The following is a 14,598-nucleotide window of genomic DNA, read 5'->3' as shown; positions in this document are numbered from 1 at the left end:
TCGCCTGAACTAGCTTACGAAGAGAGATCCATGGCCCGCTGGTACATCATCCACGCTTATTCCGGCTTCGAGAACAAGGTAAAGGAATCCATCCTCTCGGAAGCCGAGCGGATGGGACTTTCGCAGCTCGTCGAGGACGTTCAGGTTCCGCATGAGACCATCACTGAGGTCAAGCGCGGCAAGAAGGTTCAGACCGAACGCAAGACCATGCCGGGCTATGTGCTCGCCAAGCTCGCGCTGAACGACGACGTCTACCACCTCGTCAAGAACACCCCGAAGGTCACCGGCTTCCTGGGTTCCAGCGGCAAGCCGCAGGCAATCAGCGAGACCGAGGCTGCTCGTTACTTCGGCGCCGCCGAAGCCGCCGCTGCCGCGCCGCGCAAGACCGTCAGCATCGATTACGAGATCGGCGATTCGGTGAAGGTCCTCGATGGCCCCTTCGCCAGCTTCAACGGCATCGTCGAGGAACTCGATTTCGACAAGAACAAGGTCAAGGTGTCGGTGTCGATCTTCGGCCGCGCCACCCCGGTCGAGCTGGACTTCGAACACGTCGAACTCAGCAAGTAATCGTCGGTAAGAAAACGAAAAAGGCCGGGCATCTCGCCCGGCCTTTTTCGTTTCTCCGCCTGGTTTCGATCTGGCCTACGCGCCGCCGTTTCAGCCTGGCGGCGCATAAACCGTGAAGCGAACCCGTGCGCGTTCGGCGAAGCCCAGCCTGCCGTAGAGCGCCAGGGCCGTCTCGTTATCGGCATAGCTGTGGAGGAGGGGCCGCTGTCCCGAAGCCCGAATCGCGCCGGCCACGCGGCGAGAGAGCAGGGCGGCGTAGCCCTTGCCGCGACCGTCGGGATGGGTGCAGACGCCGCTGACTTCCACATGCTCTGCCGTGCGTACGCGCTGACCGGCCATGGCCAGCAGGCGGCCGTTCTCGCGAATGCCCCAGAAGCGACCGAGGTCGCCCGTGCGCTCGGCAAAGGGGCCGGGTTCGGTCAGCAGCGCGAGTTCCAGCATGTCCGGGTAGTCGCTCTGGCCGAGCGGAACGGTGCGCGGATCGCTCTCGGCGCGGGCGATCTCCTCCACGGCGGCGGCGTTGCTTTCGTCGAACAGCAGTTGCACGCCCTCTGCGCTGCGAAGGATCTCGGTGCCCGGAACCGGGAGGTCCTCGGCCACGCCGACAAGGCCGAGTGCGGCGAGGCCGGTGGTGCGGACCAGTTCGCCAAAGGCTTCGAGGCTTTCCGGCGAAAGATCGCGAAGTGCGGCAAGCGGGCCGATCGAGGGATGGAAGCGCTTTGCCCGGTCGTTGCCGATGGAGAAACCGGCCTGTTCACCGGACAGTGCCGCCCAGATGAGATTGTCGAGTTCGTTGTCTGCCATGATGTCGCAGCCTATGGGAGCAAGATCGGCCATCAGCAAGGTCAGGCGTCAGCAGGATCAGGCGCCAGCAAGATCGGGCGGCGAATTGCCGAAACCGGCGCTTTCCTTTTCGAACGATATGGTTTAGGGGCGCGCCCTTCGGATTGGCCTCGTGCCGCCCGATTCCCTGCGGGAGGATGCTCCGGCACCCGTAAAACCGCTAAACATGAGCATCTGCCCGGCAGGTGCGAAAGTGTGAAGGAGTGGCCACATGGCCAAGAAGATCGAAGGTTACATCAAGCTGCAGGTCAAGGCCGGCAGCGCCACGCCGTCCCCGCCGATCGGCCCTGCCCTGGGTCAGCGCGGCGTGAACATCATGGAATTCTGCAAGGCGTTCAATGCCGCCACGCAGGAGCTCGAAAAGGGCATGCCGATCCCCACCATCATCACGGTGTATGCGGATCGCAGCTTCACGTTCGTCACCAAGACCCCCCCGGCGACCTTCCTCATCAAGAAGGCCGTGAACCTGAAGTCGGGCTCCAAGGAGCCGGGCAAGATCAGCGCCGGTACCGTCAAGCGCTCGCAGCTTGCCGAAATCGCCCAGGTCAAGATGGCCGACCTCAATGCCAACGACATTGATGCCGCCACCAAGATCATCGAAGGTTCGGCCCGCGCGATGGGCCTCGAAGTGGTGGAGGGCTGATTCCATGGCCAAGGTGACCAAGAAGCAGAAGTCGCTGACCGAAAAGCTCGGCGACAACCTCAAGCACTACCCCGTCGCTGACGCGCTGCAGACGCTGCGCGACCTGAAGACGACCAAGTTCGACGAAACCGTCGAAGTCGCGATGAACCTGGGCGTTGACCCGCGTCACGCCGACCAGATGGTTCGCGGCATGGTTTCGCTTCCAGCCGGCACCGGCAAGACCGTTCGCGTCGCCGTGTTCGCCAAGGGCGACAAGGCTGCGGAAGCGCTCGCCGCCGGCGCCGACAAGGTCGGTGCGGAAGACCTCATGGACGACATGCAGGCCGGCAACCTCGACTACGACCGCGTCATTGCCACCCCGGACATGATGGGCGTCGTCGGCCGTCTCGGTAAGCTGCTGGGTCCGAAGGGCCTGATGCCGAACCCGAAGCTCGGCACGGTTACCCCGAACGTCACGCAGGCCGTGAAGGACGCCAAGGGCGGCCAGATCGAGTTCCGCGTCGAAAAGCAGGGCATCATCCACGCCGGCATCGGCAAGATGTCGTTCTCGGACGCCGACCTGCTGACCAACTTCAGCGCGTTCGTCGATGCGATCGTCAAGGCCAAGCCCTCGGGCTCCAAGGGCAAGTACGTTCGCAAGATCTCGCTTTCGTCGTCGATGGGCCCCGGCCTGAAGATCGACACGACCGAGATCGCCGGCGCCTGATAGGCACCTGATCCTTCGGGATCATGCGAAACGGATAGAAGGGCCGGAGGGAAACCTCCGGCCCTTTTTCGTTGTGGCGATCCCCGGCCTCGCGCGCCCGCTTGCGCGGAGAGGCGGGCCGGTGTATTTCGTGCTGAACAACTGTTCAAAACGATAAGCTGGAGAGTGTGCCGCCATGGCCATCCGATTCGAGGACATCAAGGAACACATCGGTTCGCGTGTCGTGTGGGACGACCGGGAAGACATCTTCACGCCCGAAGCGGCCGCCGCGATCCGTGCGAAAGTGGAAGAGCGCACGGTCGTCGTCTTTCCCGAGATCAACCTTACCGATGCCGAGCAGCTTGCCATCACCGATGCGATGGGCGGGACCGTCAAGCTGACGGCGCGGAACAACGTCCAGCAGAACGACGACAACGTCTACCAGGTCACACTGGACGAGAAGATCAATCCGCAGCCCGAATATGTGCTGGGGACGTTCTTCTGGCACATGGACGGGATCACGGTGGATATGCCTCCGCCATTCGCCACGCTGCTGTCGTGCCGGATTGCCCCGGCCATCGGCGGAGAGACGGAGTTCGCCAGCACTTACGCCGCCTACGAAGGGCTGCCGGAGGAAGAGAAGCAGGCATTGGAAGGGCTGCGGGCCGTACACTCGGTGCGCGCCAGCCTCTCCCCGATCGCCGATGCCATTCCCGAGAAGCACCGCGAGCGGGTTCTGGGGATTGGCCTGATCAAGGAACATCCGCTGGTCTGGACTCACGAGTCCGGCCGCAAGTCGATGGTGATCGGTACTACGGCCGACCATATCGTGGGCATGGAAGTGCCGGCGGGCCGCGCCATGCTGATCCGCTTGCAGGAATGGGCGGCGCAGCCGGCGTTCTCACTGCGCCACAAGTGGACCAAGGGCGACTTCGTCATCTGGGACAATACCGGCGCGATGCACCGGGCGATCCCTTATGACAAGTCGACCGGGCGCATGATGCACCGAACCTCGATTGCCGGGACGGAGGCGGTCGCGGCCTGATCCGGAAAGATGTCGGGCGTCGCGCTGGACAGGGTTCGGGGCGACGTCAGGGTTGGAGATTGGCCGCGGTGTAACACTCCACCAGATAGGCCAGCGGCCGTTCGTCCGGCAGCACCAGCATGGCCCGATGGGTGGAGATCGTGCCTGCCGGGCAATTCGCAGCGGCGCCGGCAATCGTCGAGAGCGGCAGGCGCCGGAAATGCAGGGCGGCCACGGCCTTGCCGAAAGGCATGTCGCTGGAGCGCAGCACCTCGTTCATGTCCGCAGTCAGGCGCTCGGGCACGTACCAGTTCCATGCCACCGACAGGACCCGGGAACCGCAGCTCAGCCGGACGTTGCGAAGAGCGGCCGTCTCGCCGGGCTGCAGCGCCAGCTTCTTTTCGATGTCGGGGGGCGGGGGGATGTCGCTGCCGGTCACGAGCTGCGCCGTTACCCGCGCAGAGGCGGAAAAGCCGCGCAGGGTGCACCATTCCTCCAGCGCCAGCGTGGCGCTGTCATGGCGGCCCAGGGCGGCTTCGAAGGCTTCGAGCGTCGTTGGGGCCTGGACGGCGACTGGCGCGGAGGACGCCATCAGGGCAAGCGCAACGGCCGTCTCGAATGCCATGGATCAAATGCCACCGGGCACCGCGGGACGTCCCATCGCTTCCAGGCCCTGCAACAGAGCGCGCGTGCAGGCGGCAAGATCCTGGGCGTTGACGGAGCGGATCACGAAATTGGCGCCGGTGCGGCCCTCGGCCCAGAACGGATAGGAGCCGATCTGGCAGCCATCGTGGGTTCGTTCGGTTTCGCGCAGGAGTTCGGCGACTTCGCTCTCCCCCACCCAGCAGCCGACCGTCTCTGAAAGCAGCGGAGCCCCGCCTTCAAGCTGGCCGGAAAGAGCGTCGAGCATGCCGGCGGTGATGCTGGGGACGCCGGCCATGATAAAGACGTTTCCGGCGCGGATGCCGGGGGCGCCGGTGTAGCGATTCGGAATGAGGCTGGCGCCGTCCGGCGTGCGCGCCATGCGCAGGCGGGCATCCGTCAGACCCCCGCGCGTGGCATAGTAGCTTTCCAGGATCGCACGGGCTTCCGGGTGGACGATCACCGGCACGCCCAGCGCTTCGGCGATGGCGTCGACGGTGATGTCGTCATGGGTCGGTCCGATGCCGCCGGTGGTGAAGAGATAATCGTTGCGCGCGCGCAGCGTGTTCACGGCCTCGACGATGGCGGCCGTGTCGTCGGCGACCACGCGCACTTCCTTGAGGCGGATCCCCTGTACCTGCAGCCAGGCGGCGACTTGGGCGATGTTCTTGTCGTGCGTGCGACCGGAAAGGATCTCGTCACCGATGACGACGAGGGCGGCGGTATAGATTCGCAACGATTCGGCCATGCAGCATGGCTAGGACAAAGCGGCTCCGACTGCCAGCACATGGGGGCGCTGGACGGCGTTTCGCCTGGAAGATGCGCAAAAAAAAGGGCCGATCCGATGGACCAGCCCTACGAAAGTTTTTGGGAGAGGATGCCTGAAAGGCCTGTTCCATATGCTCCCGACACTGATTCGCTGCAAATGCGAAAAGATTGAGCAACGTTGCAAGGCGTGCAACTGCTGCCCGATCCCGCTCAGACTTCGGTGATGGCGCCGTAGAGGTCGTGCTCGTCGGCGTCCTCGATAAGAACATCAACGATATCACCGACTTCCAGGTTCTTTCCGGCATTGCGGAGAAACACATTGCCGTCGATTTCAGGGGCGTCGGCCTGCGAGCGGCCGGTGGCACCGATGTCGCCGTCCTCGTCCACTTCGCCGACTTCATCGATGATGACCGGGAGGATACGTCCAACTTTGCCCTGAAGCTTGGCGGCGCTGATCGCGGCGGTCTTCTCCATGATGCGAGCGTAGCGTTCTTCCTTGACCTCTTCGGGTACGGCGTTCGGCAGGTCGTTGGCGCTCGCGCCTTCGACGGGTTCGAAACGGAACGCACCCACGCGGTCGAGCTGGGCCTCGTCCAGCCAGTCCAGCAGGTACTGGAAGTCCGCCTCGGTCTCACCGGGGAAGCCGACCACGAAGCTGGAGCGAATCGCGATATCCGGGCAGATCTCGCGCCACTTGCGCAGACGGTCGAGCACCTTGGCCTCGTTGGCAGGTCGCTTCATCGACTTGAGCACCGAAGGCGCAGCGTGCTGGAACGGAATGTCGAGGTAAGGCGTCAATAGTCCTTCCGCCATAAGCGGAATCACCGCGTCGACATGGGGATAGGGATAGACGTAGTGCAGGCGGACCCAGGGCTTGCGGCCCTGCGAATCGCTGAGCTGACCGAGTTCGCGGGCAAGGTCCGTCATGTGCGTGCGGACCTCGTGGTCCTTCCACATGCGCGTCTCGTGCCGCACGTCAACGCCATAGGCCGAAGTGTCCTGGCTGATGACCAGCAGTTCGCGCGTTCCGGCCTGGACCAGCTTTTCCGCCTCGCGCAGCACCGCGTCGATGCGGCGGCTCGCCAGCTTCCCGCGCAGCGAGGGAATGATGCAGAACGAGCAAGCGTGGTTGCAGCCTTCCGAGATCTTCAGATAGCTGTAGTGCCGCGGCGTGAGCTTGACGCCGGCTTCGTCGTAGATCTGGGGAATCAGATCGACGTAAGGCGAAAGTTCGGGCGGCGCGGCTTCGTGCACGGCCTCGACCACGGCTTCGTACTGATGCGCGCCGGTGACGGCCAGCACGTCCGGGAACCGGGCGCGGATCACGTCGGCCTCATTGCCCATGCAGCCGGTGACGATCACGCGGCCGTTTTCGGCAATGGCCTCGCCGATCGCGGAAAGGCTCTCTTCCTTCGCGGAATCGAGGAATCCGCAAGTGTTGACGAGCACGACGTCAGCCCCGGCATAGTCCGGGCTCATCGTATAGCCGTCGGCGCGCAGGCGGGTGAGGATGCGTTCGGAGTCGACAAGCGCCTTGGGGCAGCCGAGGCTGACCATGCCGACCTTGGGCGGAGAGGGGATTTCAATAGCCATAGGGATGGCGCGCCCGATACGCCTATTGCGCCCGAGAGTCACGAAAAACGAATCGTGCCGGCCGAGTGGCAGGCGAATCCCTTCCTTCGACGCGCACTTGTCTTGCGCCTTCGGCACGGGCCTGCAAGAGAGAAGCTATTGGAAAACAGGGGATGTCGATGGGTCCGGTTAACTGGTTGGCGGTCTTCCTGGCTGCGGCGCTTGCGGTGGCGGTGGGCCTTGTCTGGCACGGTCCGCTGTTCCGAACCGGGCGGCAGCTGATTCCCGGTCGCGCGCAGCGCGGGGCCAATTATGCCGTGGTCGTCTTCGTCATGCTGGTGTCTTCGGCCATGCTCGGCCACAATTTCGCGCGGATCGGGGCGGAAACGCTGGCCGCGAAGCCCTGGCTCTATTTCATGCAGACGGGCGGCGTCTCGGTGGCCTTCGTGATGCCCGCCGTATGGCTGACGCATCTTCGCCAGCGCACCGAGCCGATGCGCCGCGTGGTGGACTGCCTGTTCTGGCTGGTGGCCTATCTGGCGATGGGCCTGGTGTTCTGGGTGCTAGGCTGAACCGGCTTCGTCGGTAGCCTTGGTGGGGGCGATTTCCACCACGATGTCGCCGGGCTGCAGGATCCTGGCGTCGTCTTCCCAGAAGCCGATGGTGTGCTCTCCCCGGTAGATGCGAAGCCCCTTGCCGCCCGTGGCGAGCTGGTCGAGCGGTCGGCCGATCTCCTCAGGCGCCACCGGCCGTTCCACCAGCTGCACCCGGCCCGCCACGGAGGCGAGGTCGGAGAAATAGTCCGCGACGTGCTGGCCCTCGGCCGAGCCTGCCAGGAGCAGGCCGGTGAAGCGCACCGGGTTGATGACGTTGTTGGCGCCGGCCTGCCGCGCGAGGAGTTCGTTGTCGTCGGCCCGAATGACCACCGTGATGGGCACTGTGGGCGCGAGGTGGCGGGTGGTGAGCACGATCAGCACCGAAGTATCGTCGCGCCCGGCAGAGACCAGCACCGTCCGCGCCGTCGTCACGCGGACCGCGTTCTGGATATCGTCACGCGTGGCGTCGCCCTGGAGCACGTTGCAGCCCAGTTTCTCGGCGTGAGCCAGACGGGCCTCCACCGGGTCGACCACGACGATGCAGGCCGGTTCCATCCCGCGCTCGACCAGTTCCTTGACCGCTTCCGAGCCACTGACGCCGAAGCCGAGCACGACGATGTGGTCCTCCAGCCTTTCCTGGATTCGCTTCATGCGCCAACTCTCCCAGCTGCGTTTGATGATGAAATTGTAGGCCGTGCCGACGAAGATGGTGATGACGGCGAGCCGGATCGGCGTGACCAGGATCGCCTCTATCAGCCGCGCCCGGTCGCTGACGGGGGCTATGTCGCCGAAGCCCGTGGTCGTGATCGAGATCATCGTGAAATAGACGACGTCGAGGAAGCTGACCTGCCCGTCGTGGACATCGTGGAGGCCGGCCCGGTCGCTCCAGTGAACCATGATGACCACGAAGATCAGGAAGAACGCACCGCCCAGGCGCAAGGCCACGTCGGCCCAGACCGGGACCGCCAGCGACCGACGCAATGGTTTGAACGAAGGCGGCCTGAATACGGCGCGAGCAGAGTGTCGCTTCGACATGCCCCCCAAGCTTAGGGGGCCTTGGGCAACTCGTCCAGCGGATCGACGGGCTTGCCGTTCTGCCGCACCTCGAAGTGAAGCTCGTTGCCCTTGGCAAGGCCGGTGCTACCGACCAGCCCGACGCGCTCTCCGGCCGCCACCCTGGCGCCTTCCTTGACGGTCACCCGGCTGAGGAAGGCGTAGGCGGTGAACCAGCCGTCGCCATGGTCGAGCACGACGAGATTGCCGAACTGCTCCTTTTCCATGCCCGCGAAACGCACGGTGCCGGCCGCGGCGGCCCGGACCATCGTGGCTTCCGGGGCCTTGATGTCGATGCCGTCGTGATGGTTGGCGCCGGTCGCGAAGCCGCGGCGGATCGGGCCGCTGACAGGCCAGGCGAATCGCGTGCTACGGGTGGTCGGCGTGCTCTGCGGAGCGGGGATGGCCAGCAGCGGTGCGGCGGTGGGTGCAGACGTGGGCGCAGCGACAGGCACGGAAGCGCCGCTTGCGGACGGCGGATCGAGCAAAGTGGGGATCAGCAGCGTCTGGCCTGGCTTGACCGGCGCGGCCGGATCGAGACCATTGGCCAGGGCGACTTGCTCCCAGGGCACCGCGTACTTGTACGAGATCGAAAAGCCGGTGTCGCCTGCCTTGACCGTATGCCGGCGCGTGCGGGGGATCTGCAGTTTCTGGCCGGAGCGCACCGCATAGGGCGGCTGCAGACCATTGGCTTCCGCGATCAGGACGCGGGGAACTTTCGCTGCGGCAGCGATGCCGCCCAGCGTCTCGCCGGGTTGGACGACGTGCACGGCTTCCTGCTCCGGCGGACCCGCTGCGGCGATGGCGGCTTTCGCCGTCGAACTGGCTGCGGCTGCTGCCTTGGCCGTCGCACTGGCGCCGGAGGCGCGCGCTGGCGCCGCGGCATTGTCCGGTTTCGGTGCCGCCGTCTTCACCGGCGCAGGCCGGGAGCGCGGAATGGCAAGTTTCTGGCCCAGCCGGACGACGTAGGGCGCTTTCAGGCCGTTCGCTTTCGCCAGAGCCTCGGAAGAGACGCCGGCGCGGTTGGCGATGCCGTTCAGCGTCTCGCCCGATTCGACGACGTGCACGGTCTCGTCACGCGGTGCCGCGACGGCAGGCGCGATCGGCAGCGCCAGCGCCGCAAGCAGGAACAGGGACTTGGGAATCATGCTTCGAAGCGGCTCGCGATCTGCGCTATCGCGGCGTCATGCGTGAGGTCGATCTGGAGCGGGGTCACCGAGATATAGCCTTCGGAGATCGCTTCGAGATCGGTGTTGTGGCCGGGCGTGTGCTCGATGCCGTGCAGGCCGAACCAGAAGTACGGGAAACCACGCGGGTCCATGCCTTCCACGACCGAGCCGCGCGCATAGTCGTGGAAGCCCTGGCGGACCACGCGAATGCCCTTAACGTCAGCTCCGGCCAGGGGCGGGAAGTTGACGTTGATGAGGGTGCGCGGCGCGAACGGCATGTCCAGCAGGGGGCGCAGCACTTTGGCGCCCCATTCCTCGGCCGCCGAGAAGCTGACATTGTTGCCGAGGCCTTCGCCCGCATAGACCTGGCTGAGCGCGATCGAGGGAATGCCTGCCATGGCCCCTTCCATCGCCGCGGAGACGGTGCCCGAATACGTCACGTCGTCACCGAGGTTGGCGCCGCGGTTGACGCCGGAAAGGATCAGGTCCGGCGGGCCGGGCAGGGCTTTCTTGAGGCCCAGGGTCACCGAATCGGTCGGCGTGCCCGTGACCGAGAAGCGCTTGGGCGCATGCTCGCGCATGCGCACCGGGCGGCCCAGCGTCAGCGAATGGCCCGCGCCCGACTGTTCCTCGCTCGGCGCGCAGATCCAGATATCGTCCGAAAGCTGTGCGGCGATCTTTTCCAGGACATAGAGACCAGGGGCGTTGATGCCGTCGTCATTGGTGAGCAGGATACGCATGATTTTTCTGCTGCTTTCATTCGTCGCCCCGAAACGGGTTCAGGGCGACGAGGAGTTCAGGTGTGCTTCGAGTCGAGAGCGGCTTCGTGGCCGGCCGTCAGCTTGTCGATCCCGCCCATCCAGGGCTTGAGCGCTTCGGGAACGCGCACCGAGCCGTCTTCCTGCTGGTAGTTCTCCAGAACCGCCACCAGCGTACGGCCGACCGCGAGGCCCGAGCCGTTGAGTGTGTGCAGGAACTCCGTTTTCTTCGAACCTTCCGGCTTGAAGCGCGCGTTCATGCGGCGGGCCTGGTAGTCGCCGCAGTTCGAGATCGAGCTGATCTCGCGGTAGGCCGCCTGGCCGGGCAGCCAGACCTCGAGGTCGAAGGTCTTGCGCGCCGTCGCGCCCATGTCGCCGGTGCAGAGCAGCACTTTACGATAGGGCAGTTCCAGCGCCTGGAGGATCGATTCGGCGGCCGCGACCATGCGCTCGTGCTCGGCTTCCGACTGCTCGGGCGCGCAGATCGTGACGAGTTCCACTTTCTCGAACTGGTGCTGGCGGATGAAGCCGCGCGTATCGCGGCCCGCAGCGCCCGCTTCCGAGCGGAAGCAGGGCGTGAGGGCGGTCATGCGCAGGGGCAGGGCGGCCGTATCGACGATCTCGTCCTGGACCGCATTGGTCAGCGAGACTTCGGCGGTGGGGATGAGCCAGCGACCGTCCGTGGTCCGGAACAGGTCCTCGGAGAACTTCGGAAGCTGGCCGGTGCCGAACACGGCCTCGTCCTTGACCAGCAGCGGCACGATGCATTCCATATAGCCGTTGGAGGCGGTCTGGGTGTCCAGCATGAACTGCGCCAGCGCCCGGTGCAGGCGCGCCATCTGGCCCTTCAGGAACGTGAAGCGCGCGCCGGAAATCTTGGCGCCGGTCTCGAAATCGAGGCCGAGTGCCGGGCCGAGATCGGCATGTTCCTTGGGCTCGAAGGCGAAAGTGCCCGGCGTGCCCCATTTCGAGACTTCGACGTTCTCGCTCTCGTCCGCGCCGTCCGGCACTTCGGCGACGGGGATGTTGGGCAAGGCGGCCAGGGCATTGTGAAGCTGGGCGGAGAGGTCCTTCTCCTCGGCTTCGAGCGCCGGGAGGGTGTCCTTGAGCTGGGCGACTTCGGCCTTCAGCACTTCGGCCGTGGCGCTGTCGCCCTGGCCCATGGCCTTGCCGATCGCCTTCGATGCCTCGTTGCGGCGGTTCTGCCCTTCCTGCATGCGCGTCGCCACCGAGCGGCGCTGCTCGTCGAGGGCGAGGATGTCGGCAGCCACGGGGAGAGCCCCACGGCGGGCGAGGCCGGCGTCGAATCCTTCGGGATTCTCGCGGATCAGGCGGATATCGTGCATGGCGCGCGCTATGCCGCCTCATGCGCGCAGGCGCAAGATTCCAGAGGCTCGTTTCGGCCTGCGAGAAATGGTGATCTTGGGGAAAATGTCCGCCTTGCAAACGCCATCCCGTAGAAGGGATGGTGGGCGCGGCAGGGATTGAACCTGCGACCCCACCCGTGTGAAGGGTGTGCTCTACCACTGAGCTACGCGCCCGCAGAAGGACTGTGTCCGTTGCGGAAGCGCGCCTCTAGATGAGTCGGATCGAATTGACAAGCGCCCATCTGGAATTAAATCGCGGGGCATGACTGAAGAGACCCAGAACGGCCCTGACGTGCCGCCCGATCACCTCGCCATCAACCCGAAGAGCCCGTTCTTCGATGAGGCAAAGCTTCAGCGCGGCGTCGGTATCCGCTTCAAGGGTACCGTGCGCACCAATGTGGAAGAATACAGCATTTCCGAAGGCTGGGTACGCGTTCAGGCCGGCAAGACGCTGGATCGCAAGGGCAATCCCCTGACGGTCAAGCTCTCCGGTCCGGTGGAAGCCTGGTACGAAGACCTCGGCGAAGACGCGCCGGTCGCCAAAGCCTGAGGTCAGCAAGGGCCTGAGGTCCGCCAGGGCCTGAGGTCAGCAAGGCCCGATAGGGCTATACCCGGACGGTCGGCCTGTTTCGGCAGGCCGCCGGGCCGGGCGCCTCAGTAGAGGCCGGCGATGATTTCGCCGATGGGGTCGCTGCGGCGGCCCTTTTTCCTTTTCTTCGGTGCCTCTGGCGCGGCCGAGACGTCGTCCAGCCGTTGCAGGGCTGGATCCTGGCCCCCTGCGGGACCGGAATTGGGCCGCGCGTTGTAGATAAAGCCGGAAACCGGCCAGTGCGTGTTGCCGAGGTTGTGAATCGGCGCATACCACACGCGCACTTCGCTCCAGTCGTTCCGGGCCGAGACGTCGAGGACGGTGACGTTCTTCTCGATCCGGCCGCGGCTTCCCTCGATCGGGGACCAGTTGGCATGGCTCACAAGGATCGTGCGCGAATCGATGACCTTGCTGACCGTGGCGACATGGCCGAGCTGGGAATTGGCGTAAGGCTCCATCGCCATGACGGCGCCGATGCGCGGGGTATGGCCGATGGCATAGCGGCCCTGGGCCTGGCTCCACCAGGTATGGGCATCGCCGAAGATCTGGATGCCGGAAAGCTGGCGTGCATAAGGCACGCACTCCAGGTAATCGGGCTTTGCCACCGCGCCCACGGTGTCATCTGCGCCCGCCAAGGCGTCGTCTATGGCGGAACGGGCACTGGCCGGCGCGATCGTCGCGGCGGCCAGACCCAGTATGATTGCGATCCGGTAACCCTGCATGTGTTCCAATTCTGCCCGGTACGGTTATGGGATTCCTTCAGGGCATGGTTAACGACGAATTAGGAATTTGTTCCCGGACGTCCGGCTTATTTTATTCAATACCGCGCCGCGAGAACGCAGGCGTTTCCATTCCGAAGGAATTCCCCTACGGGCCGGAATCCTTTATCGAGTTATCAACATGCTTCCTCAGGTGATCATCATCGGCCGACCCAACGTCGGCAAGTCCACGCTGTTCAATCGGCTCGTCGGCAAGAAGCTCGCGCTCGTCGACGATCAGCCGGGGGTCACGCGTGACCGTCGCTTCGGCGATGCCGAGTTGCTCGGCCTGAAATTCCAGATCGTCGACACGGCGGGTTGGGAAGACGAAGAAGACCAGACTCTGCCCGGCCGCATGCGCAAGCAGACCGAGGCTGCGCTGGAAACGGCCGACGTGGCGCTCTTCGTGGTCGACGCGCGCGCGGGGCTGACGCCTCTGGACGAGGAAATCGGCCAATGGCTGCGCGCTTCGCCGGTGCCGGTGGTCCTTCTGGCCAACAAGGCCGAGGGCCGCGCGGGCGAGGGCGGCGTGCTTGAAGCCTATTCGCTGGGCCTTGGCGATCCGATCACGTTCTCGGCCGAGCACGGCGTGGGCATGGCGGATCTGTTCGAGTCGCTGCTGCCGCATCTCGATCCGCTTCAGCCCGAAGAGCCGGAATTCGAAGAGGAAGTGGACGAGGAAGCGCTGCTGCGCCGGCCTCTCAAGCTTGCCATCGTCGGCCGCCCGAATGCCGGCAAGTCTACCCTGATCAATCGAATCCTGGGCGAGGATCGCCTGCTCACCGGGCCGGAAGCGGGCATCACGCGCGATTCGATCACGGTCGACTGGGAGTGGACCGATCCCAAGACGCAGGAAGTCCGCCAGGTCAGCCTGATCGACACGGCCGGCATGCGCAAGCGTGCCAACGTGACGGAAAAGCTGGAGCGCATGGCGGTGGCCGATGCGCGCCATGCCATCGATTTCGCCGAAGTGGTGGTGCTGCTGCTCGATGCCACGCGCGGGCTGGAACACCAGGATCTCACCATCGCCTCCAAGGTGCTGGAAGAAGGCCGCGCGCTGATCATCGCGATCAACAAGTGGGACGTGGCCGAAGGCGCTTCGGCCCTGTTCAACGGCATTCGCGGGGCGCTCGACGACGGCCTGGCGCAAGTTCGCGGCGTGCCGCTGCTGGCCGTTTCGGCACGGACCGGCAAGGGCCTGGACGAGCTGATCGCCGCCGGCTTCTCGATTCGCGAGGCCTGGAGCAAGCGCGTGCCGACCGCCGCGCTCAACCGCTGGTTCGACGATGCGCTCTCCGCCAACCCGCCGCCGGCGCCGGGCGGCAAGCGCATCAAGCTGCGCTACATCACCCAGGCCAAGACCCGCCCGCCGGGCTTCGTACTGTTCGGTACGCGTCTGGACCTGCTGCCGGAAAGCTATCGCCGCTACCTGATCAACGGCATTCGCCGGGAACTCGGGTTCGATGCGGTGCCGATCCGTCTCAATCTGCGCATGCCGAAGAACCCCTTCGCCAAGTAACGAAAAGGCCGCTGGAGACTGCTCCAGCGGCCTTTTTCAGAACCG

The 14,598-nt window shown here is 65.1% G+C and carries 16 protein-coding genes and 1 tRNA gene; 7 read left to right on the top strand and 10 right to left on the bottom strand.

What is annotated here, in order from left to right; translation table 11 throughout:
* Nucleotides 1-30: 30 nt before the first annotated feature.
* Complete coding sequence (nusG, locus tag EDF57_RS16220) at nt 31-567, top strand: transcription termination/antitermination protein NusG (RefSeq protein ID WP_132261990.1); 537 nt, start codon at nt 31-33, stop codon at nt 565-567.
* A gap of 90 nt (nt 568-657) precedes the next feature.
* Here the strand turns inward: nusG and EDF57_RS16215 are convergent, their stop codons facing one another.
* A complete protein-coding gene (locus EDF57_RS16215; protein WP_134095024.1) occupies nt 658-1,371 on the bottom strand; it encodes a GNAT family N-acetyltransferase in 714 nt (237 codons plus the stop codon).
* A 250-nt stretch (nt 1,372-1,621) separates the two neighbouring features.
* Here EDF57_RS16215 and rplK point away from each other — a divergent pair, with 250 nt between their 5' ends.
* The 3 genes from rplK (at nt 1,622) to EDF57_RS16200 (ending at nt 3,783) form a co-directional block, all read left to right on the top strand.
* A complete protein-coding gene (gene rplK, locus EDF57_RS16210) occupies nt 1,622-2,053 on the top strand; it encodes a 50S ribosomal protein L11 (protein WP_021232774.1) in 432 nt (143 codons plus the stop codon).
* A 4-nt stretch (nt 2,054-2,057) separates the two neighbouring features.
* The gene (gene rplA, locus EDF57_RS16205; RefSeq protein WP_132261994.1) at nt 2,058-2,759 is read left to right on the top strand and encodes a 50S ribosomal protein L1; all 702 of its coding nucleotides are present in this window, start codon (nt 2,058-2,060) and stop codon (nt 2,757-2,759) included.
* Between the two features lie 175 nt (nt 2,760-2,934).
* On the top strand, nt 2,935-3,783 hold the full coding sequence (locus tag EDF57_RS16200; RefSeq protein ID WP_132261996.1) for a TauD/TfdA family dioxygenase: 849 nt from the start codon (nt 2,935-2,937) through the stop codon (nt 3,781-3,783).
* A 46-nt stretch (nt 3,784-3,829) separates the two neighbouring features.
* Here EDF57_RS16200 and EDF57_RS16195 read toward each other — a convergent pair whose 3' ends face one another.
* From EDF57_RS16195 to rimO, 3 genes are all read right to left on the bottom strand, one after another.
* On the bottom strand, nt 3,830-4,387 hold the full coding sequence (locus EDF57_RS16195) for a hypothetical protein (protein ID WP_134095023.1): 558 nt from the start codon (nt 4,385-4,387) through the stop codon (nt 3,830-3,832).
* 3 nt (nt 4,388-4,390) lie between these two features.
* The gene (locus EDF57_RS16190) at nt 4,391-5,152 is read right to left on the bottom strand and encodes a molybdopterin-binding protein (RefSeq protein WP_134095022.1); all 762 of its coding nucleotides are present in this window, start codon (nt 5,150-5,152) and stop codon (nt 4,391-4,393) included.
* A gap of 230 nt (nt 5,153-5,382) precedes the next feature.
* Nucleotides 5,383-6,765 carry a 30S ribosomal protein S12 methylthiotransferase RimO gene (gene rimO / locus EDF57_RS16185; protein WP_132262002.1) on the bottom strand — a complete coding sequence of 461 codons (1,383 nt, stop codon included), beginning with the start codon at nt 6,763-6,765 and terminating at the stop codon, nt 5,383-5,385.
* A gap of 158 nt (nt 6,766-6,923) precedes the next feature.
* Between rimO and EDF57_RS16180 the strand changes: the two genes are divergently transcribed.
* The gene (locus tag EDF57_RS16180) at nt 6,924-7,316 is read left to right on the top strand and encodes a DUF1761 domain-containing protein (RefSeq protein ID WP_132262004.1); all 393 of its coding nucleotides are present in this window, start codon (nt 6,924-6,926) and stop codon (nt 7,314-7,316) included.
* Here the strand turns inward: EDF57_RS16180 and EDF57_RS16175 are convergent.
* The 5 genes from EDF57_RS16175 to EDF57_RS16155 all read right to left on the bottom strand — a co-directional run bounded on the left by EDF57_RS16175 (nt 7,308) and on the right by EDF57_RS16155 (nt 11,861).
* Entirely contained in the window at nt 7,308-8,375 is a 1,068-nt protein-coding gene (locus tag EDF57_RS16175) for a potassium channel family protein (protein WP_134095021.1), read from the bottom strand. The two genes, EDF57_RS16180 and EDF57_RS16175, sit on opposite strands and share 9 nt — an antisense overlap.
* 11 nt (nt 8,376-8,386) lie before the next feature.
* Entirely contained in the window at nt 8,387-9,541 is a 1,155-nt protein-coding gene (locus EDF57_RS16170; protein ID WP_134095020.1) for a LysM peptidoglycan-binding domain-containing M23 family metallopeptidase, read from the bottom strand.
* Nucleotides 9,538-10,302 (bottom strand): 5'/3'-nucleotidase SurE, encoded by a 765-nt coding sequence (surE, locus tag EDF57_RS16165; RefSeq protein WP_132262009.1) that lies wholly within the window; start codon nt 10,300-10,302, stop codon nt 9,538-9,540. Before surE ends, EDF57_RS16170 begins: the two co-directional genes overlap by 4 nt.
* Nucleotides 10,303-10,358: 56 nt before the next feature.
* On the bottom strand, nt 10,359-11,666 hold the full coding sequence (serS, locus tag EDF57_RS16160; RefSeq protein ID WP_134095019.1) for a serine--tRNA ligase: 1,308 nt from the start codon (nt 11,664-11,666) through the stop codon (nt 10,359-10,361).
* A gap of 120 nt (nt 11,667-11,786) precedes the next feature.
* Nucleotides 11,787-11,861, bottom strand: a tRNA-Val gene (locus EDF57_RS16155).
* Between the two features lie 88 nt (nt 11,862-11,949).
* Here EDF57_RS16155 and EDF57_RS16150 point away from each other — a divergent pair.
* Nucleotides 11,950-12,237, top strand: a complete 288-nt coding sequence (locus EDF57_RS16150) for a DUF3297 family protein (RefSeq protein WP_134095018.1) — start codon at nt 11,950-11,952, stop codon at nt 12,235-12,237.
* 104 nt (nt 12,238-12,341) lie between these two features.
* Here EDF57_RS16150 and EDF57_RS16145 read toward each other — a convergent pair whose 3' ends face one another.
* Nucleotides 12,342-12,998 (bottom strand): CHAP domain-containing protein, encoded by a 657-nt coding sequence (locus tag EDF57_RS16145; protein WP_134095183.1) that lies wholly within the window; start codon nt 12,996-12,998, stop codon nt 12,342-12,344.
* A 178-nt stretch (nt 12,999-13,176) separates the two neighbouring features.
* Between EDF57_RS16145 and der the strand changes: the two genes are divergently transcribed.
* On the top strand, nt 13,177-14,553 hold the full coding sequence (der, locus tag EDF57_RS16140; RefSeq protein WP_132262016.1) for a ribosome biogenesis GTPase Der: 1,377 nt from the start codon (nt 13,177-13,179) through the stop codon (nt 14,551-14,553).
* Nucleotides 14,554-14,598 lie beyond the last annotated feature (45 nt).

Source organism: Novosphingobium sp. PhB55 (genome assembly GCF_004368805.1).
Taxonomy (GTDB): domain Bacteria; phylum Pseudomonadota; class Alphaproteobacteria; order Sphingomonadales; family Sphingomonadaceae; genus Novosphingobium.
Note: the sequence above shows the minus strand (reverse complement) of the source record. Positions and strands in the feature narration are given on the sequence as shown.